The sequence below is a fragment of the Streptococcus pluranimalium genome, from assembly GCF_002953735.1.
Lineage (GTDB): Bacteria > Bacillota > Bacilli > Lactobacillales > Streptococcaceae > Streptococcus > Streptococcus pluranimalium.
Window position 1 is genome coordinate 950,324 of the sequence record NZ_CP025536.1, and the last position, 22,568, is coordinate 972,891.

Annotated in this window: 21 protein-coding genes and 1 pseudogene; 14 read left to right on the forward strand and 8 right to left on the reverse strand. The window is 38.1% G+C overall.

The genetic code is table 11. The features are described 5' to 3' along the window. Window positions 1-255: 255 nt before the first annotated feature. The 5 genes from C0J00_RS04930 to C0J00_RS04950 all read left to right on the forward strand — a co-directional run bounded on the left by C0J00_RS04930 (window position 256) and on the right by C0J00_RS04950 (window position 5,252). The gene (locus tag C0J00_RS04930; RefSeq protein ID WP_104967820.1) at window positions 256-1,248 is read left to right on the forward strand and encodes a D-2-hydroxyacid dehydrogenase; all 993 of its coding nucleotides are present in this window, start codon (window positions 256-258) and stop codon (window positions 1,246-1,248) included. Window positions 1,249-1,377: 129 nt separating this feature from the next. Beyond that, window positions 1,378-2,046, forward strand: coding sequence for a SatD family protein (locus tag C0J00_RS04935; protein ID WP_104967821.1), 669 nt, complete (start codon window positions 1,378-1,380; stop codon window positions 2,044-2,046). After that, entirely contained in the window at window positions 2,043-2,756 is a 714-nt protein-coding gene (locus tag C0J00_RS04940; protein WP_104967822.1) for a DUF3307 domain-containing protein, read from the forward strand. The genes C0J00_RS04935 and C0J00_RS04940 overlap by 4 nt, the downstream gene beginning before the upstream one ends. A gap of 143 nt (window positions 2,757-2,899) precedes the next feature. Further along, window positions 2,900-4,243 carry a methylenetetrahydrofolate--tRNA-(uracil(54)-C(5))-methyltransferase (FADH(2)-oxidizing) TrmFO gene (trmFO, locus tag C0J00_RS04945; RefSeq protein WP_104967823.1) on the forward strand — a complete coding sequence of 448 codons (1,344 nt, stop codon included), beginning with the start codon at window positions 2,900-2,902 and terminating at the stop codon, window positions 4,241-4,243. A 160-nt stretch (window positions 4,244-4,403) separates the two neighbouring features. After that, window positions 4,404-5,252: a MetQ/NlpA family ABC transporter substrate-binding protein gene (locus C0J00_RS04950; protein WP_104967824.1), complete on the forward strand. Its 849-nt coding sequence runs from the start codon at window positions 4,404-4,406 to the stop codon at window positions 5,250-5,252. A gap of 36 nt (window positions 5,253-5,288) precedes the next feature. Here the strand turns inward: C0J00_RS04950 and C0J00_RS04955 are convergent. Beyond that, window positions 5,289-6,772, reverse strand: a pseudogene (locus C0J00_RS04955) (IS1182 family transposase). Between the two features lie 111 nt (window positions 6,773-6,883). After that, the gene (locus C0J00_RS04960; RefSeq protein ID WP_104967825.1) at window positions 6,884-7,384 is read right to left on the reverse strand and encodes a PASTA domain-containing protein; all 501 of its coding nucleotides are present in this window, start codon (window positions 7,382-7,384) and stop codon (window positions 6,884-6,886) included. A gap of 223 nt (window positions 7,385-7,607) precedes the next feature. Between C0J00_RS04960 and C0J00_RS04965 the strand changes: the two genes are divergently transcribed. The 7 genes from C0J00_RS04965 (at window position 7,608) to C0J00_RS04995 (ending at window position 14,641) form a co-directional block, all read left to right on the forward strand. Continuing rightward, on the forward strand, window positions 7,608-8,378 hold the full coding sequence (locus C0J00_RS04965; RefSeq protein WP_104967826.1) for an ABC transporter ATP-binding protein: 771 nt from the start codon (window positions 7,608-7,610) through the stop codon (window positions 8,376-8,378). Further along, window positions 8,365-10,329 (forward strand): ABC transporter permease, encoded by a 1,965-nt coding sequence (locus C0J00_RS04970; RefSeq protein WP_104968842.1) that lies wholly within the window; start codon window positions 8,365-8,367, stop codon window positions 10,327-10,329. The genes C0J00_RS04965 and C0J00_RS04970 overlap by 14 nt, the downstream gene beginning before the upstream one ends. A gap of 43 nt (window positions 10,330-10,372) precedes the next feature. Beyond that, a complete protein-coding gene (locus tag C0J00_RS04975; RefSeq protein WP_104967827.1) occupies window positions 10,373-11,041 on the forward strand; it encodes a response regulator transcription factor in 669 nt (222 codons plus the stop codon). Further along, entirely contained in the window at window positions 11,038-11,979 is a 942-nt protein-coding gene (locus tag C0J00_RS04980; RefSeq protein ID WP_104967828.1) for a sensor histidine kinase, read from the forward strand. Before C0J00_RS04975 ends, C0J00_RS04980 begins: the two co-directional genes overlap by 4 nt. 246 nt (window positions 11,980-12,225) lie before the next feature. Then, entirely contained in the window at window positions 12,226-12,654 is a 429-nt protein-coding gene (locus tag C0J00_RS04985; protein ID WP_104967829.1) for an Rrf2 family transcriptional regulator, read from the forward strand. A 142-nt stretch (window positions 12,655-12,796) separates the two neighbouring features. Next, window positions 12,797-13,801, forward strand: coding sequence for an NADP-dependent oxidoreductase (locus C0J00_RS04990; RefSeq protein ID WP_104967830.1), 1,005 nt, complete (start codon window positions 12,797-12,799; stop codon window positions 13,799-13,801). 3 nt (window positions 13,802-13,804) lie between these two features. After that, window positions 13,805-14,641, forward strand: coding sequence for an alpha/beta fold hydrolase (locus tag C0J00_RS04995; RefSeq protein ID WP_104967831.1), 837 nt, complete (start codon window positions 13,805-13,807; stop codon window positions 14,639-14,641). Here C0J00_RS04995 and C0J00_RS05000 read toward each other — a convergent pair. After that, window positions 14,638-15,171 carry a TetR/AcrR family transcriptional regulator gene (locus tag C0J00_RS05000; RefSeq protein ID WP_104967832.1) on the reverse strand — a complete coding sequence of 178 codons (534 nt, stop codon included), beginning with the start codon at window positions 15,169-15,171 and terminating at the stop codon, window positions 14,638-14,640. The two genes, C0J00_RS04995 and C0J00_RS05000, sit on opposite strands and share 4 nt — an antisense overlap. A gap of 102 nt (window positions 15,172-15,273) precedes the next feature. Between C0J00_RS05000 and C0J00_RS05005 the strand changes: the two genes are divergently transcribed. Continuing rightward, a complete protein-coding gene (locus tag C0J00_RS05005; RefSeq protein WP_104967833.1) occupies window positions 15,274-16,578 on the forward strand; it encodes an alpha/beta hydrolase in 1,305 nt (434 codons plus the stop codon). Between the two features lie 141 nt (window positions 16,579-16,719). On the opposite strand, the gene xerS is transcribed toward C0J00_RS05005, so the two are convergent. The 5 genes from xerS to C0J00_RS05030 form a co-directional block, all read right to left on the reverse strand. After that, window positions 16,720-17,790, reverse strand: coding sequence for a tyrosine recombinase XerS (gene xerS, locus C0J00_RS05010; protein WP_104967834.1), 1,071 nt, complete (start codon window positions 17,788-17,790; stop codon window positions 16,720-16,722). A 539-nt stretch (window positions 17,791-18,329) separates the two neighbouring features. Continuing rightward, window positions 18,330-19,253 carry a 2-keto-3-deoxygluconate permease gene (locus C0J00_RS05015; protein ID WP_104967835.1) on the reverse strand — a complete coding sequence of 308 codons (924 nt, stop codon included), beginning with the start codon at window positions 19,251-19,253 and terminating at the stop codon, window positions 18,330-18,332. 27 nt (window positions 19,254-19,280) lie between these two features. Next, window positions 19,281-19,724, reverse strand: coding sequence for a threonine/serine exporter family protein (locus tag C0J00_RS05020; protein WP_104967836.1), 444 nt, complete (start codon window positions 19,722-19,724; stop codon window positions 19,281-19,283). Further along, complete coding sequence (locus C0J00_RS05025; protein WP_104967837.1) at window positions 19,721-20,497, reverse strand: threonine/serine exporter family protein; 777 nt, start codon at window positions 20,495-20,497, stop codon at window positions 19,721-19,723. Before C0J00_RS05025 ends, C0J00_RS05020 begins: the two co-directional genes overlap by 4 nt. A gap of 1 nt (window position 20,498) precedes the next feature. Further along, entirely contained in the window at window positions 20,499-21,689 is a 1,191-nt protein-coding gene (locus C0J00_RS05030) for an amidohydrolase (RefSeq protein WP_104967838.1), read from the reverse strand. Window positions 21,690-21,844: 155 nt separating this feature from the next. Here C0J00_RS05030 and C0J00_RS05035 point away from each other — a divergent pair, with 155 nt between their 5' ends. Further along, window positions 21,845-22,294 (forward strand): NusG domain II-containing protein, encoded by a 450-nt coding sequence (locus C0J00_RS05035; protein WP_104967839.1) that lies wholly within the window; start codon window positions 21,845-21,847, stop codon window positions 22,292-22,294. The last annotated feature ends 274 nt before the right edge of the window (window positions 22,295-22,568 follow it).

Here is a 22,568-nt window from a genome sequence, read left to right on the forward strand (position 1 = left end):
GCGTGCTGCTCTTATAGAGAGGTTCTTTTTTTATTTGTATTATTTTGACTGAAGCAACTGCAATGAAATTACTTTTTCGTTTATTCTAGATTTAAGTTATATAATATGTAACACTAGTCTTATCAATACTGATATTTAATGGATTAAACTTAACGCATATTAATACACTGGGCAGTTAGTCTGTTTTAAAATAGCTAGTTATTCTAGTTAGTTTGTGTTATGTTTAGGATTAAGAAAAATAAGGAGGATAGAAGAATGAAAATTAAAGTTTACGGTATTCGCGATGAGGAAAGACCGATTGCTGAAGCTTGGGCAAAAGAGCATGGCATTGAGGTGTCATTGACAGACAAACCTTTGACCAAAGAATCTGTTGAAGAAGCCAAGGGCTTTGACGGGGTTAGTAATTCTCAAGTTTTTCCCTTGGATCAAGAAGTTTACGCACGACTTAAAGCGTTTGGAATTAAACAAATTGCTCAGCGTAGTGCTGGTTACGACATGTATGACTTGGCTTTAGCTAGTGCTCATGATATTATCATTTCAAATGTTCCTTCTTATTCTCCAGAATCCATCGCAGAGTATACTGTCATGGTTGCAATGATGCTGATTCGACAGTTTGAAGGTATCAGACAGCATGTTAGTGAGCAAAACTTTTCTTGGGTACCAAGTATTCGAGGGCGTGTTTTAGGAGATATGACAGTTGCTGTTATCGGTATCGGACGAATTGGTAAAATAGTTGCTAAGATTTTTAAAGGATTTGGCTGCCGTGTCGTAGGTTATGAAATTGAACAAGATAACCGTATTCCTGACATCGTTGATTATAAAGCGTCGACGGAGGAAGCTGTTAAAGACGCTGATATTGTAACCCTCCATATGTATCCGTCAGAGCTCAATTATCATCAATTCAATGCTGATATGTTTGCCAAGTTTAAAAAAGGTGCCATCCTTATGAATATGGCGCGTGGCGTTTTGGTAGATACGGAAGATTTACTGGCTGCTTTGGATAGTGGGCAATTAGCCGCAGCAGGCATTGATACCTATGAAGCAGAAGGTCCCTACGTTCCTAAAAATTGTCATGATAAAGTGATTGAAGACCAGCTCTTCAAGAGCCTCTTAGAACACGAAAAAGTCATTTATACTCCTCATACAGCCTTTTATACAGATGAAGCTGTCAAAAATCTGGTTGAAGGTGGCCTAAATGCAACGAAAGAAGTTATTGAAACAGGAGACACTCTAAACCGAGTTAATTAATTTACATAATTTTAATTATGTAGAAATATACCTTTAACAAAGTCCGTTAAAACAGACTTTTTAGAAATTGTCTATTATAATGGACTTTTTAGAAATTGTCTATTATAATAGACTTAAAAGGAGACGGTCATGCTATATTTTGCTATTATAGGAGATTTTGTGGATTCAAAGTCTATCCAAAATCGTTATCAAGCACAAAAAATACTTGAAAATGCGCTAACAAAAATTAATCATAAGTATGAAGATATCATTGTTTCTAAATTTTCGATTACTTTAGGAGATGAATTTCAAGGTCTGTTAACTATCGAAGCACCGATATTTCACATGATTGATGATCTTTGTCAGGAATTATTCCCTTATGAGGTGCGTTTTGGAGTTGGACTAGGAGATATTGTGACAGATATCAATCCAGAATTGAGTATTGGAGCAGATGGTCCAGCCTATTGGCACGCGCGAGAAGCTATTCAGTTTGTCCATCAAAAGAATGACTATGGAAATACTTCTCTTGCGATTGAGGTTGGAAATCCGACGAAAACAGCCCAGCTCAACGCTCTTATTTCAGCAGGTGATGCTATTAAAGCAGATTGGCGAGCTAGTCAACAAGAGGTTTTGACGAGTTTATTGGAAATGAACGTCTACCAGGAACATTTTGATCAACAAGCGCTGGGGGAAATGTTACAACTAAATGCTAGTGCTCTTTCAAAACGGCTGAAAAGTAGCAGTATCAAGGTTTACTTGCGCTTACGTCAAGCTACTTTGGAACTCATTTTAGAGAATGTTATGGAGGAAAAAGAATGATGGGATTGTCTCATAGTTTAAGCGAAAGTCCGATTCTTACCTTACTATTGATTTGTCATTTTTTTGCGGATTTTCACTTGCAGAGTCAAGAGGTGGCAGACAAAAAAGGGCAGGACCGACGTTTTCTGCTGCGACATCTTGTAGGAGTAGCCCTGCCTCTACTTCTAACAGCTTTCCTTCAATATCGGATTTGGTGGATACTTGTTCTTATTTTTCTAAGCCACGCGCTGCTAGACTTCTTTAAAGAGAAAATAGCAGAGCTGCTTCATTTGAATCGTCAGAAAAGTTTTTTGCTGGATCAAACCCTTCATCTTGTCATCATCATTCTGCTCAGCCAATTTACTACTGATATGCCATTTCCTGCTTGGATTGATCCAAACTGGCTAAATAGGATCCTCTTTTTAGTCTTGATTACCAAGCCAACTAACATTGCCTTTCGGATATTTTTCCAAAAATATCAGCCAGAAGAGGATAACAAGATGGATACCATTCCAGGAGCAGGAGCAGCCATAGGTTTTCTAGAGAGAATAATCATTGGTATCTGTATTCTCTTTGGTCAATTTACCTCTATTGGACTTGTCTTTACGGCAAAATCCATTGCACGTTACAATAAAATTTCTGAAAACCCAGCCTTTGCTGAATATTATCTGATTGGTTCACTGTTTAGTATTTTGAGTGTCTTAATTGCAGCATGGATTTGTCTTTTGTAAGATTCATAAATAGAATTAAGAATAAACAGAGTTGTTTATTCTTTTCTTATGATTTTTGATTCGATATGTTATAATATAAGTTCATCATATATAGAAAGATTTGTGAGAATGCTTATGACTCATTCTCAAAGAGGTATTAGTTCTTGTCTCAATCTAAAGCAAATTATATCAACGTCATTGGAGCTGGTTTAGCTGGTTCTGAAGCGGCTTATCAAATCGCCAAACGTGGTGTTCCAGTTAAGCTTTACGAAATGCGTGGTGTTAAACCAACACCTCAACATAAAACAGATGGCTTTGCAGAATTAGTCTGCTCAAATTCCTTCCGAGGTGATTCATTGACCAATGCCGTAGGTCTCTTAAAAGAAGAAATGCGTCGTTTGGACTCGATCATCATGCGTAAGGGAGAAGCTAGCCGTGTTCCTGCTGGTGGTGCCATGGCTGTTGACCGTGAGGGCTTTTCACAGTCTGTTACGGCAGAGTTGGAAGCTCATCCGCTTATTGAAGTGATTCGTGGGGAGATTACGGAGATTCCTGATGATGCTATCACCGTGATTGCAACAGGGCCATTGACGTCAGATGCCCTTGCTGAAAAAATTCATGAACTCAATGGTGGTGACGGCTTTTATTTCTATGATGCTGCCGCACCAATTGTTGACAAATCCACCATTGACATGAGTAAGGTTTACCTCAAATCCCGCTATGATAAGGGAGAAGCAGCCTATCTGAACTGTCCAATGACCAAAGAAGAATTCCTAGCTTTCCATGAAGCCTTAACAACAGCAGAAGAAGCACCGCTGAATTCTTTTGAAAAAGAAAAATATTTTGAGGCTTGCATGCCGATCGAAGTGATGGCAAAACGCGGTGTTAAAACAATGCTTTATGGACCGATGAAACCAGTTGGTTTGGAATATCCTGATGACTATGAGGGACCTCGTGATGGTGACTTCAAGACACCTTACGCAGTTGTTCAGTTGCGCCAAGATAATGCTGCCGGTAGTCTTTACAATATCGTTGGTTTCCAAACTCATCTCAAATGGGGCGAGCAAAAACGTGTTTTCCAAATGATTCCAGGTTTAGAGAATGCCACTTTCGTTCGTTATGGAGTCATGCACCGCAATTCCTACATGGATTCGCCAAATCTGCTTAACCAAACTTTCCAATCACGTAGCAATCCTGATCTCTTCTTCGCTGGGCAAATGACCGGAGTTGAGGGGTATGTGGAATCAGCCGCAGCTGGCTTGGTTGCTGGGATCAATGCAGTAAAACGCTTCAAAGAAGAAGCAGAAGTGATTTTCCCACGCACTACAGCAATCGGAAGCTTGCCGTATTACATCACGCATACAGAGAGTAAGCATTTCCAACCTATGAATGTTAATTTTGGCATCATCAAAGAATTAGAGGGACCACGTATTCGCGATAAAAAAGCACGCTATGAAGCCATCGCTGAACGTGCTCTAAAAGATATAGAGCCATACTTATCTGTTTAAAAGTTTTACTGAAAGTCATGAGGCAACTCATGGCTTTTTTAGAGATGAAAACGTCCATGATATAGTTTTTGACTATATATATGCTTAAATAATAAGAATTTTTCAGAAATAACATCTCATGTTAGACTAGATGTATCTTAAATTTAGAGGAGATTAGTTAATGAAATTGAAAAAATGGTTAAGCATTGGAACGATTGCAGTTGCCTCAGTGGTTCTTTTGACAGCTTGTGGTTCAAAGGTTGACGATGATAATGTCGTTGTTAAAGTTGGTACAATGGCCAAGAGTGATTCTGAAGAAGCTCGTTGGAACAAGGTTGAAGAGTTACTTAAAGATAAAAATGTGACGATCAAGTATACTGAATTTACCGATTACTCACAACCTAATAAAGCACTTGAAAATGGTGAGATTGATGTTAACGCCTTTCAGCACTATAATTTCTTGAATGAGTGGAACAAGAAGCATAAAACAGAACTTGTAGGTATTGCTGAAACTTATATCACAGCTTTCCGTCTTTATTCAGGAACTGAAGGTGGCAAAAATAAATACACTGGTGCTAAAGATATTCCCAATAAAGGGACTATTGTTATCCCTAATGATACGGTTAATGAAAGTCGAGCTCTTTATCTCTTACAATCCGCTGGTCTAATAGAATTAGGTGTTTCAGGTGATATCTTTGCGACACTTGATGATATCACTAAAAATGACAAGAATTTAGACATCGTAGAAGTGGACGCAGCACAGACTGCTCGTCAATTACAATCAGCTGATGCTGCTGTTATCAATAATGACTTCGTTGTTGAAGCAGGTATTGACCCAAGCAAAGCTATTTTCATCGAACCTAAAAGTGATAATGCGAAACAGTGGTATAACTTGATTGCTGCTAAGAAAGATTGGAAAAAAGCTAAAAATGCAGATGCTATTCAAGCAGTTGTAGATGCTTATCAGACTGACGACGTTAAAAAAGTCATCAAAGACAGTTCAAAAGGCCTTGACGAGCCAGTTTGGTAAATCGAAAGATAAAAAAGTAATGAATCCAATGATTCATTACTCAGACCGAAGACAAACTTCATTTTTGAGGTTTGTCTTTTCTTTTGTTTTAGAAAAATGGGTTCGAATTGGAAAAATCTTGTAAACAAGGCCATTGAGGGCAAAATAAAAAGGCCTCCCTGCCATCATTTTAACCAGTTTTTTAAGATTTAAGCACGCCAAAGTCAGTCCAACCTTATCCTCCATTTTAGACTTGCCTTTCTCTCTTGTATATCTGAGGTTGTGGTACTCCTTAGCCGTTTCAAAGAGTCGCTCAATGGTCTCCTTGCGTTTTTGATAACGTTCCTTCATGCCTCTTTGGTGGCGAATAGCCTCACAAATCTCCAAATAATCCTTCCAAATATGACGAGTGACCACTTTCTGATGGTTTTTGCTTTCAGTACAGACCTTTAATAAGGGACAAGCAACGCAGATGCTAGGGTCACTCTTGTACTCACGATAACCTTCTCTAGTCGTAGTACGATACGTCCACACCTGGTGTTCAGGGCAAAGATAACAATCGAAATGGTCATCGTAAACAAAATCTTTCGGTCTTAACTTGCCTTTCTTGCCTTTAGGTCTCGTGTAAGGGAAAACTGGCGTGATATTCTTGTCTAACAAAAACTTGGCAATGCTTGGCGTCTTATAGCCAGAGTCAGCGATAATAAATTGAGGGTGAAAGGGTTCAAGCTTGGCAAAAAGTGCAGGAAAAACTTGACTGTCGTGAACATTCCCAGCCTCAATACTATAGGCCAACGCCCAGCCATATTTGTCACAGGCCACTTGGGCAGAATAGGCGAACACTTCCCTTCGCGTTCACGTTTTTAGGCTCAGGCTGAAACTGTCCACCGGACAGTTTCACTGCTCTCCCTTATGAAACCAGCCACTTTCTGGGGCTGTTGTTGAGATTTTCTTTTCTTTAGCCTCGCTTTCTCTGGCGCGCTTTTTTCTATCTAAGTCAATCTCAATGTCAAGTTGGTCATTCATAAACTTAGCTTATTGCTCAACCAATTCTTTGCGGTACTTATGGTTGTTTGCGGCAGCTTTGATGTGAGTCCCATCCACAAAAATCTCATCCGAGTTAATCAAGTCAGCACTCAGTGCTTGGGTGAGAACATAGCTGAAAATCTCAGAAATCACTTGTTTATCCTGAAAACGACGGCTATCATTCTTCCCATACGTCGTGAAATGGGGCACCTTGTCATCCAAAGTCAAGCCAAGAAACCAGCGATAAGCAGTGTTCGCTTCAATCTCTTTGATGGTCTGACGCATGGAGCGAATGCCATAGAAACACTGAATCAGAGGGAGTTTAACCAACATCACAGGATCAAGACTAGGACGACCAGTATCAGATGAATAAGTATCTTCCACTGATGATAGATAAAGTCAAAATCCACAAATTTATCGACTTGACGAAGAAAGTGATCTTCTGGTACGAGTTGATCAAGGGTATAGAACCCATACCGGTTCCGGTTGTAGTCTGGCTTTTCTTTGTGAAACATAAGTAGGTCTCACAAGCGTTTTCTTTTATTATACTCCTAAAAACACTAAAAAGCCCCTAGAAAATTAATCCTAGAGACTTTGTCTTCAGTCTGAGTAATGAATACAATGATTCAATACTTTTTTTTAGAAAACGGAATGACATTTTTAACATTTTCAAAGGTATCAGAAATCGTTTGGTTACGCTCGACAGTCCGTCGCGTTTCGTCGTCGATTAATTCTTGACTAGCAGCGATAATATCTAAATCAACATAATAGAGTTTTACTAAGGAGCCTTTTAGGTGCTTGCCTGATTTAGGTGACATTTGTACCACTTCGTTTTCACGAGCTGTGGCATACTTTTTGGCTGGTTTGGCTGGTTTGGCTGGAATACTTGAAACAGTAAATCCTTGATTTTTCAAATGTTGACGTGCTTCTTCAAGTGGAAGATTAACCACGTTGTCAATTTTAACCAATGTCATCTGACGTTCATGGCGCTGATCCATATGTTTTTCAATGATAGGACGACTGTTTTCAATTGTTTTGCCTATGATAGCCGTTGTGTCAGGAATAATTGAAAACAAACGCCCAAGTGTTCCTAGTTTTCGTGATAATTTTAGTTTTGTTTTTGGCATAATACATACTCCTAGAGGTATAATATGTTTTTATTATACCAAAAATAAACGTAAAGCTCTTTTGTTTCTCTTACAAAATTGTAAGGGAAAGCAGGTAACTTGTAAGATTATAGCCACAGCTAGTTGGTAAACTAGTAGATGAAAAGAAAGAAGTTAGGAATTCTTTTCTTGTTGCTCATCAACTTAAAAGAATTAAGCTATAATAGAAAAAGGAGTAGACTTTATGTTATTAGAAATTAACCACTTAAAAAAAGTTTTTCGCACACGGTTTTCCAAAAATGAAACACAGGCTTTACGGGATATTGATTTTAAAGTTAATGAGGGCGAGTTTATCGCTATCATGGGAGAATCTGGTTCCGGAAAAACAACCTTATTAAATATCTTAGCCACCTTAGAAAAACCAAGTTCTGGTTCTGTTTTATTAAAGGGACAAGATATTACTAAAATCAAAGAAAATCAGTTGGCTGATTTCAGGCTCAAACACCTCGGTTTTGTTTTTCAAGAGTTTAATCTTTTAGATACTTTGACTATCAGAGATAATATCTTTTTGCCTTTGGTCTTAGACCGAAAACCGTACACTAAAATGGAAAAAGCTTTGCTTCCCTTAGCAGAACAGTTGCATATTAAAGACTTACTAGATAAACGTCCAATTGAAATTTCTGGTGGTCAAAAACAAAGAGTAGCGGTAGCTAGAAGTTTAATTAATCAACCAGATATCCTCTTAGCAGATGAACCGACAGCAGCGCTAGATTTCCGAAATTCAGAAGATTTATTATCCCTCTTTGAAGAAATCAATGCTTTTGGACAAACCATCCTTATGGTGACCCACTCTGCAATGGCTGCCAGTCATGCCAAGCGTGTGCTATTTATCAAAGATGGTAGGATTTTCCATCAACTCTATCGAGGCAACAAAAGTCCTCAAACCTTTAGTAAAGATATCTCTTTGGCTATGAATGCTCTTCTAGGAGGAGGTGATGACCATGTTTTATCTTAAAATGGCTTGGCAGAATTTACTTAAGACCAAGAATATCTATGGACCATTTCTGTTAACGAGTCTGGTACTTTATATCACTTTGTGTTCTACCCTTTTGATCTTCTTTAGTCCTATTTCTGACGATATGTCTTATGGAAAATTTCTTTTAGGATTTGGGAGTGGAGTCTTAACCTTGCTATCAGCTATTTTAGTAGTCTATAGCTACCGTTTTGTTTTAAAACAACGTAGCAAGGAGTTTGGGCTTTACAATGTTTTGGGAATGAGTAAGAAAAAAGTTTCTTTAATATCGAGTATTGAAATACTAATTATATTTCTAGGCCTGCTTATTATAGGAAATATCCTCTCAGCTATCTTTTCTAACGCGCTTTATCTCATATTTGTTAACCTTATCCATTATGATCAATTGATCTTAACATTTACTCCTCAATCATTTATTCTAACTGGAATAACGTTCTTTAGTATTTTTATACTATTATTGGTTATCAATTTATTTGCGATTAGACAGTCATCGCCATTAGATTTATTCAAGGCAGCATCTAAAGCAGAACAAGAACCTAAAGGAAATATTGCTTTGGCTATGCTTTCTCTAGTCCTGCTGGGAATTGGCTATGGTTTGTCACTGACGTCAACAAAGATTGCTGCTTTAGCTTTGATTTATCGCTTTTTGATTGCGGTTGTCTTGGTTATTATTGGAACCTATTTATTTTATATCTCATTTACAACTTGGTACTTGAAACGCAGACGTCAAAATAAGGCTTATTACTATCAAACAGAGCATTTTATAACGGTTTCTCAAATGATTTTTCGCATGAAACAAAATGCGGTTGGATTAGCCAATATCACCATATTAGCGGTTATGTGCTTTGTTACCATTGCTACAACGTCATCGCTTTTCGGGAATACTGAGAATATGGTCTCTCAGCTCTTTCCCAAAAATACTGAGCTAGAGATTCATCAAGTTGAAGGAAAAACTAGCTTTGAAGCATTTGCCCAAGAGACGATTATCCCAGAACTAAAAACAGATAATAAAGATGTTATTGCTTATCAATCAGCTATGATTTCTATTCCTTTAACTCGTGATAAAGAAATCACTGTCAATGAGAAAACGATCCATAAACCTAAGGTAAGTAAAATGGGGTTTGTTTACTTGATTGAACAAGATGATTTTAGAAAGCTTGGTAATGATTTACCTCACTTAAAAGCTAATCAAACAGCCTTTTTCAAGCAAAAAGGTGATAGTAAACTTAAGAAACTGACGATTTTTGGGAAAGAATATGCTAATGTCAAAAACTTTAAGTCCGTTATCATGCCTGATGTTGTTAATACCTATAATTCTGGAGTTTTAGTTGTTAGTGATAGGAATCAAATGACTACCATCAAAAAGCACTTTGAAAATGTCGAAGGATTTGGTTATAACGAATCTTATAAGTTGTTTGCGGATTTGAAGGCAAAAGACTATCAAGCTTTAAAAGAGAAAAAAGGTGTTTGGATCAATACGAAGGGAGATACGGCCATAGTAGAATTGACACGAGAGTCATCATTTAAAGATGGAGTCTATAGTTTATTTGGTGGTTTCCTATTTACAGGACTTTTGTTAGGAACAGCTTTTCTCTTAGCTGCAGCTTTGATTATCTATTATAAACGTTATTCAGAAGGGGTTGAAGATCAAAAATCCTATCATATTTTACAAGAAGTTGGCATGTCCAAAGCTCAAGTTAAGAAAATCATTGGTTCACAAACCCTCATGGTTTTCTTCATGCCACTGGCTATGGCAATCAGCCATTTCTTAGTAGCGTTGATTATGCTCAAACAAATGCTCTCACTTTTTGGAGTAGTCAATGATCTGTTGATTTACCAAATTTCTGGAGGCGTCATTCTCGCCATTACCATTACCTACTATCTCATTTACCGATTAACAGGACGGTCTTATTATCACTTAATTGAAAGGTAGGAAAAGTAGCGATTTTTCGCTGCTTTTTTGCTAAAATAATCCTATGAGCAAGCAAGATAAACTATATATTATTGAGGATGATGCGACTATTGTCACTCTTTTAAAACAGCATTTTTCCGGTCATTATCAGGTCTTTTCAGTAACAAATTTCCGAGATATTAAGCAGGAAGTTGAAACTATCCAGCCTGATGTGATTCTCATGGACATAACTTTACCCTTTTTTAATGGTTTTTATTGGACTAGCGAGATTCGTAAGACGATGACAGTGCCAATTATCTTTATTTCTTCTAGTAACGATGATATGGATGCTGTCATGGCACTTAATATGGGTGGTGATGATTTTATCTCAAAACCATTCTCACTCAGCATATTAGAGGCAAAAATTTCAGCCTTTTTGCGAAGAAGTAAGCAATTTAGTAAAGATGAGCTTTCTTTTGCTGGATATGAATTACTAGCAGATGGCAGCCTTATCTCTGAGCAACATGGAAGTGTTGATCTATCCCCAACAGAGGCAAAAATTTTACGAATACTAATGACACATGATCAGCAAGTTATTGCTAAAGAAGACTTTTTAGAAAAACTCTGGCAAGATGATAGCTTTATTGACCATAATACCTTGAGTGTTAATATAACACGGCTTCGTAAGAAGTTAAAGAGTATTGGCTTTGATTACATACACACGGCTAGAGAAGTAGGGTATTTTCTCAAATGATCATAAATTATCTTAAAGAGTATGGACCTTGGTATGTCCTATACTTCCTAATGACCTTGACTTATCATCTCATGTTTTACCTTTACCATCTACCACACCACTATTTTCTTGCTAGTTTAGCGATGAATATGGTATTTTTATGTTTTTGGAGCATTCTGAGCTATCAGCAATTTAAACGCAAAATAATGACATTAGAAAACTTAAAAGCTATTGAGGATTTTCCAGAGTCACAAGTACCATCAGAAATCGCCTATCGTGAATTTTTCAGTCGTATAGTAGCAGTAGAAGCGCAGAAAGTTTTGGAGCTGAAACGTGAACAAGATGACCTGGAAGGTTTGGTTAAGATGTGGTCGCATCAGATGAAAATTCCTGTTTCAGCGATGTCATTGATGATACAAACCGATCATATCAACAAGTCAGACCTTCAGGTGCAGACTTTTCGCTTAGAACAAGATATCAATAATCTCTTAGCTTATCTCAAGTATAAAGCTGATAATGATGATTACCGTTTTTCCAAAATCTCCTTGAAGGCTTGTGTCAGTTCCGTTATCAAGACATTTAGTAGCCAATGTATCGCTAAAAATATTCAAATCACGCTAACCGGTGATAATCATCTGATTACAGATGATAAATGGCTATCTTTTGCTTTATCTCAAGTCATTGATAATGCCATTAAATATAGTTCTTTTGGGTCGGAAATTAAGATAAGTATCAAAGAGAAAAGTATTGAAATACAAGATTTTGGTATAGGGATACTAGAAGAGGATATTCCACGTTTATTTGAACTAGGTTTTACTGGTTATAATGGGCATGAGCATAAAAGGGCAACTGGCTTAGGCTTATACATGACTAAGCAAATTTTGGATAAACTAGGGTTCTCAATTGTCATCAGTAGTAGAATTAATTATGGCACAAAAGTAATTATTATAAAACATTAGTTTTTACATAAAAGTAGTTACGTAAAAAACTTCATTGCTAAAAATCAATCCCTATTCACAGCAGCCTCAACTACCAGATACCCATGACCAAAAGATTAATGGTCCAATAAAAACACTTTATAAATGTTGTACAGAAAAGTGGTTTTTTTCATACGCTTGACTTTTCGATTTAGATAATTTATACTTGTATCACAAACAAGAACAAGTTAGAAGGTTTTACTTAAAATTTGTTTAAGAAGGAGTCTTATGGATACGAAATTTTCAGTAGCCATCCACATTTTAACTATGATTTCGGAGAGTAAGGAGACCTTATCTTCTCAGGCATTGGCAACAAGCGTTGGTACCAATGCCAGCTATATTCGTAAGGTCATTGCTCTCTTGAAAAATGCCGATTTATTGATGTCACATCAAGGCAAGAGCGGATATGCCTTAACGAAAGCACCAGCAGAAATCAGTCTTTTAGACATTTACTATGCGACTCAAGAAGTGACTCAGGTAAAACTCTTTCAAGTGCATCAGCATGCCAATTTGGAATGTCCTGTCGGTAAACATATTGAAGGGGCAATCAATCCAGTATTTCAAAAGGCAGAGAGTCAGCTAGAAAAGGAGCTTGCCAGTCAAAGTCTTGCTAATGTCATTACAAATTTGTACCGTCAAGCAGGAGTTACCAAGTAAGTGCTTGGTAATTTCCTTTATCAAACTTGTATCTGTATCTAAAACAAATACAAAAAAATCACGATATTCTCTAAACGTTGTTTGGAGTTCCAACCTTGCAGGCTAGCTCTGCTATTTCCCAAAAAAAGAAAGAAGAAAAATCATGAAAGCAGCACAATTAAATGACTACAACAAAAACAATCTCAACCTCAAACTCGTTGATGTTCAAAAACCTGAGCCACAGGATAAGCAAGTCTTGGTCAAGGTGCTGACGGCCGGGGTCAATCCGTTAGACAATATGATTACCCGTGGTGAGGTCAAGATGATTGTTCCTTATAAAACGCCTTTGATAGCTGGCAATGAAGTGGTCGGATTAGTTGAAAAGATAGGCACTGGTGTGAGCCAGTTTACTGTGGGCGATCGTGTCTTTAGCCGTTTGCCGTTAGATAGTATTGGGGCTTTTGCTGAGTATGTAGCTGTGGACGTGGCTGCTCTAGCTAAGGTCCCTGAGTATTTAACAGATGATGAGGCAGCAGGTGTTCCTTTAACTGCTCTAACAATCATGCAGGCGCTTGACCTTATGGCTGCTAAAGCTGGGAAGACTATATTTATTTCTGGTGGGACTGGTGGTGTCGGTGCCATGGCTATTCCCCTTGCTAAAGCTAAAGGATTAACCGTTATCACTAATGGGGACATCAGCAATCGTGACCGAGTCTTGGCGCTCGGGGTCGATCAGTTCCTAGATTACAAGACTCAGGACTACACCAAAATCCTCAGCAATGTTGATTATGTTTTGGATACCCTAGGTGGCACTGAGACCGAGAAACAAATGGCTATTATGAAAAAAGGCGGTCAGATGGTTTCCCTTCGTGCTATGCCAAATGGTGCCTTTGCTAAGTGCATGAATTTACCTAAGTGGAAACAAGTCCTCTTTACACTGGTTGGTCGCAAATTCGATAAAATGGCTGACAAATATGGTGTTCACTATCACTTTATCTTTGTCGAAAGCAATGGGCAACAACTCCAAGAAGTGGCAGATATTTTTACCAAACTAGAGATTAAGCCATCTATTGATACGGTTTACCCTTTTGATGAGGTCAATGCTGCGCTGGATAAGGTAGCAAATGGACGCTCACGCGGTAAAACTGTTCTCAGCATGAAAGGATAACACATGGCTTATTTAGAAACCAAAAACCAGTACCTCACTGTACAAGAGAAAAACATTGCCTACCGTGAAATCGGCAAGGGAAAGTCAGATTATCCTTTGGTCATGCTAGTCCATCTCGCAGCAACCATGGATAATTGGGACCCTAAACTCATTGACCTTTTGACCCAAACACAGCATGTCGTTTTACTTGATTTGCCTGGTGTTGGGGCCAGCGACGGTAAGGTAGCAGGTACCATTCCAGAAATGGCAGAGCAGATGATAGACATTATCAAAGCCCTAGGCTACAGCAAGATTAATCTTCTTGGTTTGTCAATGGGTGGTATGGTTGCTCAAGAAGTTGTACGTTTGGCTCCGACTTTGGTGAAACGATTGATTTTAGTAGGGACTGCTCACTGTGGCGGACTTGGCATTGATAAGGTAACATCAACGACCTTCCGTTACATGGCACGGGCTGCTTTGCATCGTGTAGATCCTAAACGTTATATTTTTTATGGTCATGATGACAACGGCCGAGTAGAAGCAGATAAGGTGCTCAGTCGCCTAGCAAGTCGCAAGAAAGCTTATGCGGACAAAGATATGACTGTGCCAGGTTTTTTACGCCAGTTAAAAGCCATTAAAATCTGGGGGAAAGCCCCAGAAGATGACTTGCAGTTTATTCAACAACCAACCCTGACTGTCAATGGAGACAAGGACATGATGGTACCAACAGAAAATTCCTACATCATGCATGATAAGATTGTAAATAGCCAACTTATTATCTATCCTCATTCAGGACATGGGTCGATTTTTCAGTATGCGGACTGTTTTGCCAAAGATTGTGAAGATTTTCTAGGCATTTAATCTTCAATCAGTCTATAACAAATAGCCGCCATTTCTTTTGGAGAATAGTGATTTTTGTCTCCGATCCAGTCTGTTAGGATACGGCTGGTACCAGAAGCAACAAAGTAATTACGAATGCGGTCTATATCATTATTCTCCAGAAAAGCATCGGGTTGATAGCGGTAAATTTCTTCTTCGATAAGGTAACGGAGATTTTCTGATAACATCAGTTTAAAAAAGTCAAAATCGTCAGCGATAAATTCTAATAAGGCTTCAATCCCTTCCTGTGGATTTTTCTGAAAACGGACGACGTTGTGACTAGCCAACTGGGCAAATTTTTCCTGTAATATTGACCGAAGGACATCTTCTTTACTGTCATAATTACGGTAAAAAGAATTTCTAGCGACTCCAGCCTTCTTGACAAGGTCTGTAATAGAAATCCTGTCTATAGTTTTCTCTTTGAGTAACAAGAATAGGGCAGTTTCCAAAGCTTCTCGGGTTAGCTCATTATTTTCTGCATTGGAACGGTGGAGGTAACTTAAGTCTTTCATTTTGATGGCGCAAATCCTTTCTAATGTGCCAGCCGAGGCATTTTCGCTCCAAAATTAATCATTTTGATGGTACACTTGTATAGTTGAAAAGGAGAAAACAAAATGATATTACGAAAAACACTCGATTGGTTATTGGTGCTCTTGTCACTAGGCCTCTACATGGTCTTTCGTAGACCTATCATCTATACTGGAATCGCGATTACCGTGATGCTCTATCGCACTTACTTAGCTTATAAGGAAGGCAAAAGAGCTCAGTATTGGGCGGGATTGGTCAGCACTGGATTACTAGTATTAGGAATTGTTATCAATCGTTATCTCTTTAGTAGTTTGGCTGCATTGGTAACAGGACTGATAAGTTTTGGGCTCCTTTTCAGTGATAGTGATACTAAAAAAGCTTCAACTAAGAAACACAGCTTTTCCCAAAATGTCTTTAAACTACTGGGACAGAGCGTGATTGGTATTGCGTTACTATCTTTCATCGGATTAAACGTCACAGTGATTTATCCCAAATCAATCGTGCAGCTTGTGGGTGTTTGGTTTGGTCAAGAAGTCGTGAAACCAGAAAGCGTTGAAAAAAACAGTGATGGCACGGTTTATTATCGTAACCTTACTTACAAATCTGATTATAGCAATAATAAACTGGATATTTTCACAGCGCCAAATGCAAAAGGCACCATTTTTTATGTTCACGGTGGGGGTTTTGTTGGTGATGATAAATCTGCAAGAGAAGATTACCTTTTCCAATTTGTCAAAGAAGGCTACAATGCTGTTAGCATTAACTATGCTTTAGCACCAGAGGTGTCTTACTTAGCCGCGCAAAAGCAGGCTAATGAAGCGCTGAAATTTGTCGTTGAAAAAGCTGATGATTATGGAATAGATCCTAATAAAATCGTACTTGCAGGAGATTCTGCAGGTGGCCAAATTGCAGGACAACTGGCCAATATCCTAACCAACTCAGCTTATGCTAAGGAAGTTGGTCTTTTACCAGCTAACCAAGAAACTGATTTTATTCCGAAAGGTTATATTGCCATTTCGAGTTTAACTCACGCACCGAACTATTCGCAAACAGGATTTTTCCTTATCGATTGGATATTTGATGCCGTAGGCCGAGACTACTTTGGAACGACTGATGTGGCTCATTCGAAAGCAGCTATGCAAGCTTCTGTTCGCAACCATGTGACGTCTAAGTTTCCAGCCACATTTGTAACAGATGGTAATATCTTCACCTTTACTAAAGACAGTAAACAGTTTGTCGAATCGTTGAAAGCAAAAGGAATAGCAGTTGACAGCTATATTCCTGAAAAGTCAGAAGCAATCCTACCACATATTTTTGAAGTCGATGTGGATAATGATTATGCTAAGAAAGTTCATCAGGAACATCTAGCGTTTTTAGAAGATGTTTTATAGACTAAAAAGAATGGCTCTTCGTCAACGGTAGTGGGGACTTACAGCTAACATCTAGAGAGAATCGTTCCGGTTCTCTCTTTTTGGATGTTTAAAGCGATGAGAATTTCTGTTGTTGTTTTTACATAATTAAGTTTATGTAAATCATAGTTTATCTAAGGCATTTTTTTGCTCATCATTTACGATGTGGGTATAAAGGTCGGTTACCTGTGTTGAGGCGTGCCCTAGCTGATGACTAACAAGAACTTGGGATTTGGTAGCATCATAGAGTCTAGTAGCAAGTGTATGACGTAGTTTGTGGGGCGTTACTCTTATTTTAAAATCTTGTGAGTATTTGGCAACCATTTTTTCGATACTTGACGCATCGATACGATTAGGAATGCCACGATATTCGGTAAGAAAGAGAGCAGTATCTTGCTTTTCGGCTTTGTAACGATTCTTACGAATAGCTAAATAAGCTTCTATATAAGGTTTTGCAAAACCTGCAACATTAACTGAATCACGTTTCCCACCTTTTCGAGTCACTTCGATAACCATCATATTGAGGTTCAAATCCTTCAAATCAAGATTGACAGCCTCTGACAAACGTACTCCAGAAGCCAGCAGTAGGGCGATAATGGCTAGATCACGTTCTTTATTTTTTCGGAAAGATGATTTGGCACGATTGGAAAGTTTGTTCTCGTGTTCACAATTAATATATTCTAGGAATGCCATGGTCTCATCACCAAGAAAGAGTTTTTGCTTGATATTTTCAGCTCTAGAAGCTAGGGTTTCCTTTTTCTTTTTGGTAGCAACCTTTTTCATCACATTTCGATAGAAATATGGCTCTCCCTGATCATTTTCAACCTCCTCAGTCAAGTATTTAAAAAGACTAGATAAGGCTGATAAGGTACGGTTTATAGTAGTCTGAGAGACACCTTGTTTAGTCGAATAGGTGTTGAGAGATGGGCGTTCACGTAAATAAAGAACAAATGATTCCATATCTTTTTTGGTTAAATGCTCCAAAATAGACAAGTCAATATCAGCAAGCTTATCAGCATTTGAAATACCAGATTCAATTAACCATTCAAAAAATCGACGGTATTCTTTGAGGTATTCATACAATGTTGTAAAACTATAAGGAACAGCCAATTTAGATTGATAGTATTCTAGGATAAACCAAGGCATGATAGCTTTGAGATCATCGATTTTTTCCAGTAATAATTCACGTTTCATGGTAATATTTTCCTTTATTTCTATAAACAGAAGTATACCACACCCTTAGATGTTTTTCAAGAAAATTACAGTTTTTCGGAAAGATGTATGAGGGTGTTTTAAACAGATAACAAAAAATTTTTAGTATAGATTTCGCTCTAAAATCCTGTATTGTACATTTTAATTTCTTTTCCTTGATTTTAAGGCGTAAACTGGAAATATTTTAAAAAATAAAGTACATTTTTCAAATCATGTACTTTACGCTTCAATTATAGATGTATCATGGGTTTAGATCATCTTAACTCAATTGTTCATAAATTTTTAGTTTTTCAATTATGAGTGATTCTTTCAGCTGAAATATATTTTTTGAACATCATACTTTTTTGACATGTTTTTGATATTAATGTTTTATCTTGTCATACCTGCTATCTGTTTGTTTTCTTAGTTTGTCATTTGTCTTTGAAAATAGCAAACCTCCCCAGATATTTGAACAACACCCAATCGTTAGATTTTATATCTAACTGTTGAGGGTCATTACAATTCTGAGGAGGTTTTGACTTCTATTTTTCTTTTTCAGCAAATTTTTGACATAAAATTGGTGCGATAATTGCTGTGCAGACGACAACTAGTGAGGTGATAGCTGCTGATTGTGAGGCATATTCTTTCAGTTCTGGATTGCTTACGACCATAAGCAAGGGAACGGATGCTGATAAGCCTGCAACGGTTGATAGGGCTGTTGCTGACGCACCACTTCTTTTCAAGATGTATTTTTCGATTAAAATCAGTGGTAAGGCTCCGATGAGGTAGTACAGGATGGCCATCATGATTCCTGGTAAACCTGCTTTCATGGCTTCGAAGAGATTGATATTTGCTCCGACGCCCCAACCTAACATGATGATAATGAAGCCCATAGCTGGTGCCATGTGCTGGCTTAAATCGTGGTCAAGGTTACCGATAATAATACCAAGCACTAGAGGAAACAGGGTTGAAAGGATGGGCATAAAATTAAGTGGCGTTGGACTAGTCAGGCCGTAAATGAACATAGGAATGATTGGTAAGGCCATAACGGCTACTAAACCAAAGGCTGCTTGATCACTCTCATCGCCATAGTCTTTCATAAGGGCTAAAAAGAGAGTTGGGTTCATCGAGGTTAGGGTACAGATGAAGGCAATGGCGCTAAGTCCCCAGATACCATCAAGGCCAAAGAGTTTGATAAAAATAAGGCTTGCTACCGTACTAATAATAAAGCGAGCGAGGAGTAAAACACCGTAGTTTTTAAAAACTTGAGTCAAAGTTTTGAGTTTCAAAGTACATCCTGATAGGAAGACAGCTGCTCCTAGAATGAAATTAATAGCCTCACCTGAAAACATGGCTTGAGTTAGGCCGCCAATATTGAAAAAAGTTGGTGAGAAAGTATGGATAATGGCTGAAATCAGCATTGGAATCAAGAGAGTTCCGCCTGGGATTGATTTCATAAGTTTCATAAAAAGATAGTCCTCCGTGGGCTATGGCTAATGTTTAGCCTGTTTGAGATGGTTATAGATTTCTAAAAAAGAATCGACAATAAAGATGGATAAGGCAATGGCTCCAGAAACGAGGATGGATTCAATTAAGTTTTCTCCTGCTAATTTGGGGTTATCTTGGATATAATAATAAGCAATCCGATAGACACCAGCTCCGGGAACGAGTGGGAAAAAACTTGGAATATAAAAAACGGTTACTGGCGAGGCTAGTTTTCTTGCTGAAATTTGCGATAATAAAGCAATAACAATTCCTCCCAATAAGGTAGCGACGGCATTGTCTGTCCTCTCTAAAAATATAAGGTAGACTGTATAGCCAGCTGCTCCGATAAATCCAGTCTGATACACTAAATGTTTGGGTGCTTCTAAGAGTATACCAGCTGTTACGGTAGCGACGTATGCTCCTAGAATTTGAAAAAGAAAACTCCAAATCATGACATGATTCCTTTCGCAATAAAGAGGCCTAGGGCAACACCAACTCCGAGACTAACCGCAATGGTCAAAGCTTCAACAAATTTAGCCACTCCTGCTCCATAATCTCCTTTAAAAGAATCACGAAAACCATTAGTAAAGGCAGTTCCAGGGAAAAGTGGCATGAGTACAGAGATAATAGTGATATCTAAAGCACGGTCAGAGGCCCCAACAAATCTAGTTATAAAAGGCATGCAAATAGCTACTACCATAGTTGCAAAGATGCCATAGATAAAATCGTTAAGCTTTAACCAATCGCGTATCGGATAGGTTGCTATCAATAATAAAGAAGCAATGACTGATAGTAAAAAGGTGTGAAAATTACCGCCCAATAGGAGGGCAAAAGCCATGACTAATAAGACTGTTGCTAGATAGGTGCTTTTTGATGAATATGTTTTTCGATTGACATTATTAAGCTTCTGATAAGCCTCCCTAAGAGATAACTGACCGCTTGTCATATCTCTAGAAATCTGGTTGACATCATGAATTTTAGTTAAGTGAGTAGAGCGCTGCGAGATACGCTTGACATAAGTAATGGGTTCTGGAAAGTCAGGACCATCTAGGGTGATAAAAAGACCTGTCGTATTAGCGAACACATCTAAAGTTGGCAGTTGACTAACAGATAAAATACGCTCTACTGTTGTTTCCACTCGGTAGGATTCAGCATTCGATTCTAACATGATGATACCAGCTAGGGTAGCCACCTTAACCAGCATTTTGTATTGATTTTCTTCCATATCATTTGTTTCCAAGATAGCTTAAAATAGCTACTAAAGCAGCTTCTGTCCCTGTTTTGAGGGTTGGTTGAATAGCTGGCGCAAATTTTGGATTGTGGTTGGCATAAATATCCTGATCAGCTGTAAATCCACCAAAGCCCCAATATAAATAAGGAATACCAAGGGCTCTAGGAATGGCAGAAAAATCCTCAGAAGCCGTCAGTGGTTTGTAATTGATGACCTTTTCGTCACTAAAATATGCTTTAAAGGCACTTGCGACGTGTTCGGTGATTTCAGCATCATTGTCTGTTAGTGGGAAACTATCGTAGACGTCAATATCGGGTTCTGTTTCGCAGTTTCCTGCTTGGCATTCTGCGATAGTAATACGTTTAATGGCAGAAATTAATTGTTCTTTGACAGTTTCATCGTAAGCACGGATATTCAAACGTAAGATTGCTGTTTCAGGGATGATATTAGCTTGATTTCCTGCCTGGAAAGACCCTACAGTAACAACAGCGAATTGGAAAGGATCTACTTCACGCGCCACGATGGTCTGTAATTTGGACACAATGGCTGAGCCGATAACGATTGGGTCGATACTTAAGTTTGGCATGGAACCATGTGCTCCACGACCCTTAATCGTGATTTTCAAAGAAGCTGCTGTCGATAAAAAGGGACCTTCTTTAGTACCAAGATGACCAGCTTCTGGAGTGGTCAAGACATGCTGAGCGAGGGCTATATCTGGTTTTGGAATTTTCTCAAGCAGACCATCCTCCAACATCGCTTTGGCTCCTGCTGCTATCTCTTCACCTGGCTGAAAGAGGGCTATATAGGTACCAGACCAAGCTTCCTTATTATTAGCAAGTGCCCAAGCAGCTCCTAAACTAGCTGTCATATGCATATCATGGCCGCAAGCATGCATAACGCCATCAACTTTAGAAGCATATTCTAAACCAGTTTCTTCGTGAACAGGTAGAGCATCCATATCAGCCCTAAACAGAATGGTTGGTCCATCTCCGTTTTCTAAGATTCCAACAAGTCCTCCACCAATCTCTTGCACCTCATAATTTAATTTAGTCAATTCTTCTTTGAGAAAGGCTACGGTCTGTTTTTCCTGCATGGATAATTCAGGATTTTGATGTAAGTATTTGTACGTCTTTTCTTGCCAGTCTTTGATGGTATCTAGTGAATCTATAACTGTTTTGTAGGGCATAAGGAACCTCCTGTAGATTTTGATATGGTTATTTTAGTATAACATTTCTTAGCCATCTATTGTTGTTAAATAGTTTTAGGATAAGGCTTCGCCATCTCAAGAATTTGTTCTTTAAATAGTTTACAAAGCTGTTATTTTCTTTTAGAATAAATATTGTGAAGACTAACAAAACGAAAACAAAACAAGTTCTAACTTATTTTAAACCCTTTGATTATTTATTAATATCGCTGGCTATTATCCTTTCTTTTCTACCAGCTGCTTGGACAATCTATCAGAAAATTGCGACACCGCCATCATCTGGTTTAGTGGCTGTTGTAAAAATTCATGGTAAGGTGGTTGATACCTATGCGCTTGAAGAACAAGGACCGCACTTTGAAAAGACTTATCATCCAGATAAAGGTCAATACAATATTGTTGAGGTTGATGGTGATAGTATTCGTGTTAGAGAAGATAATAGTCCTGACCAGATTGCTGTCAAAACAGGATGGATTAATCAAGAAGGGCAACTATCTATCTGTCTGCCACATGATTTAATCATTGAAATCCAATCCACGAAAGATTCTTCAACAGAAGAAAATAAAGAAGAATTAATTCTTCCGTTGTAAGTAAAAGGCATCTCGCTGGCGCTACTTTCCAAAATAGAACTTTTAATAATGAAAAGGATTTAGTTTTAAATGACATTGGACTAAATCCTTTTTTAGTATTTTCAAAACCCCAATTGTCAAATTAAGTTAGACCGTTTATATTGCTCAGAAAAACTTGATAATGGAGTGAGTGATGTTATCGTTAAAAAATCAAAAAAGAAGACAGTAGCCTAAAAAGGATTACTGTCTCAGTAAAAATGATTGGCAAAAGTAGTCTTAGCAATAGAATAGGAGA

Excerpts from the sequence above, each read along its gene's own strand:
- C0J00_RS05030 (WP_104967838.1), bottom strand. The coding sequence starts at position 21,689 with ATGCCCTACAAAACAGTTATAGATTCACTAGATACCATCAAAGACTGG.
- C0J00_RS05025 (WP_104967837.1), bottom strand. The coding sequence starts at position 20,497 with ATGGAAGAAAATCAATACAAAATGCTGGTTAAGGTGGCTACCCTAGCT.
- C0J00_RS05005 (WP_104967833.1), top strand. The coding sequence starts at position 15,274 with ATGATATTACGAAAAACACTCGATTGGTTATTGGTGCTCTTGTCACTA.
- C0J00_RS04960 (WP_104967825.1), bottom strand. The coding sequence starts at position 7,384 with ATGCCAAAAACAAAACTAAAATTATCACGAAAACTAGGAACACTTGGG.
- C0J00_RS04970 (WP_104968842.1), top strand. The coding sequence starts at position 8,365 with ATGTTTTATCTTAAAATGGCTTGGCAGAATTTACTTAAGACCAAGAAT.
- xerS (WP_104967834.1), bottom strand. The coding sequence starts at position 17,790 with ATGAAACGTGAATTATTACTGGAAAAAATCGATGATCTCAAAGCTATC.
- C0J00_RS04930 (WP_104967820.1), top strand. The coding sequence starts at position 256 with ATGAAAATTAAAGTTTACGGTATTCGCGATGAGGAAAGACCGATTGCT.
- C0J00_RS04950 (WP_104967824.1), top strand. The coding sequence starts at position 4,404 with ATGAAATTGAAAAAATGGTTAAGCATTGGAACGATTGCAGTTGCCTCA.
- C0J00_RS04965 (WP_104967826.1), top strand. The coding sequence starts at position 7,608 with ATGTTATTAGAAATTAACCACTTAAAAAAAGTTTTTCGCACACGGTTT.
- C0J00_RS04985 (WP_104967829.1), top strand. The coding sequence starts at position 12,226 with ATGGATACGAAATTTTCAGTAGCCATCCACATTTTAACTATGATTTCG.
- C0J00_RS04935 (WP_104967821.1), top strand. The coding sequence starts at position 1,378 with ATGCTATATTTTGCTATTATAGGAGATTTTGTGGATTCAAAGTCTATC.
- C0J00_RS04940 (WP_104967822.1), top strand. The coding sequence starts at position 2,043 with ATGATGGGATTGTCTCATAGTTTAAGCGAAAGTCCGATTCTTACCTTA.
- C0J00_RS04990 (WP_104967830.1), top strand. The coding sequence starts at position 12,797 with ATGAAAGCAGCACAATTAAATGACTACAACAAAAACAATCTCAACCTC.
- C0J00_RS04975 (WP_104967827.1), top strand. The coding sequence starts at position 10,373 with ATGAGCAAGCAAGATAAACTATATATTATTGAGGATGATGCGACTATT.
- C0J00_RS04995 (WP_104967831.1), top strand. The coding sequence starts at position 13,805 with ATGGCTTATTTAGAAACCAAAAACCAGTACCTCACTGTACAAGAGAAA.
- C0J00_RS05015 (WP_104967835.1), bottom strand. The coding sequence starts at position 19,253 with ATGAAACTTATGAAATCAATCCCAGGCGGAACTCTCTTGATTCCAATG.
- C0J00_RS04980 (WP_104967828.1), top strand. The coding sequence starts at position 11,038 with ATGATCATAAATTATCTTAAAGAGTATGGACCTTGGTATGTCCTATAC.
- C0J00_RS05000 (WP_104967832.1), bottom strand. The coding sequence starts at position 15,171 with ATGAAAGACTTAAGTTACCTCCACCGTTCCAATGCAGAAAATAATGAG.
- C0J00_RS05020 (WP_104967836.1), bottom strand. The coding sequence starts at position 19,724 with ATGATTTGGAGTTTTCTTTTTCAAATTCTAGGAGCATACGTCGCTACC.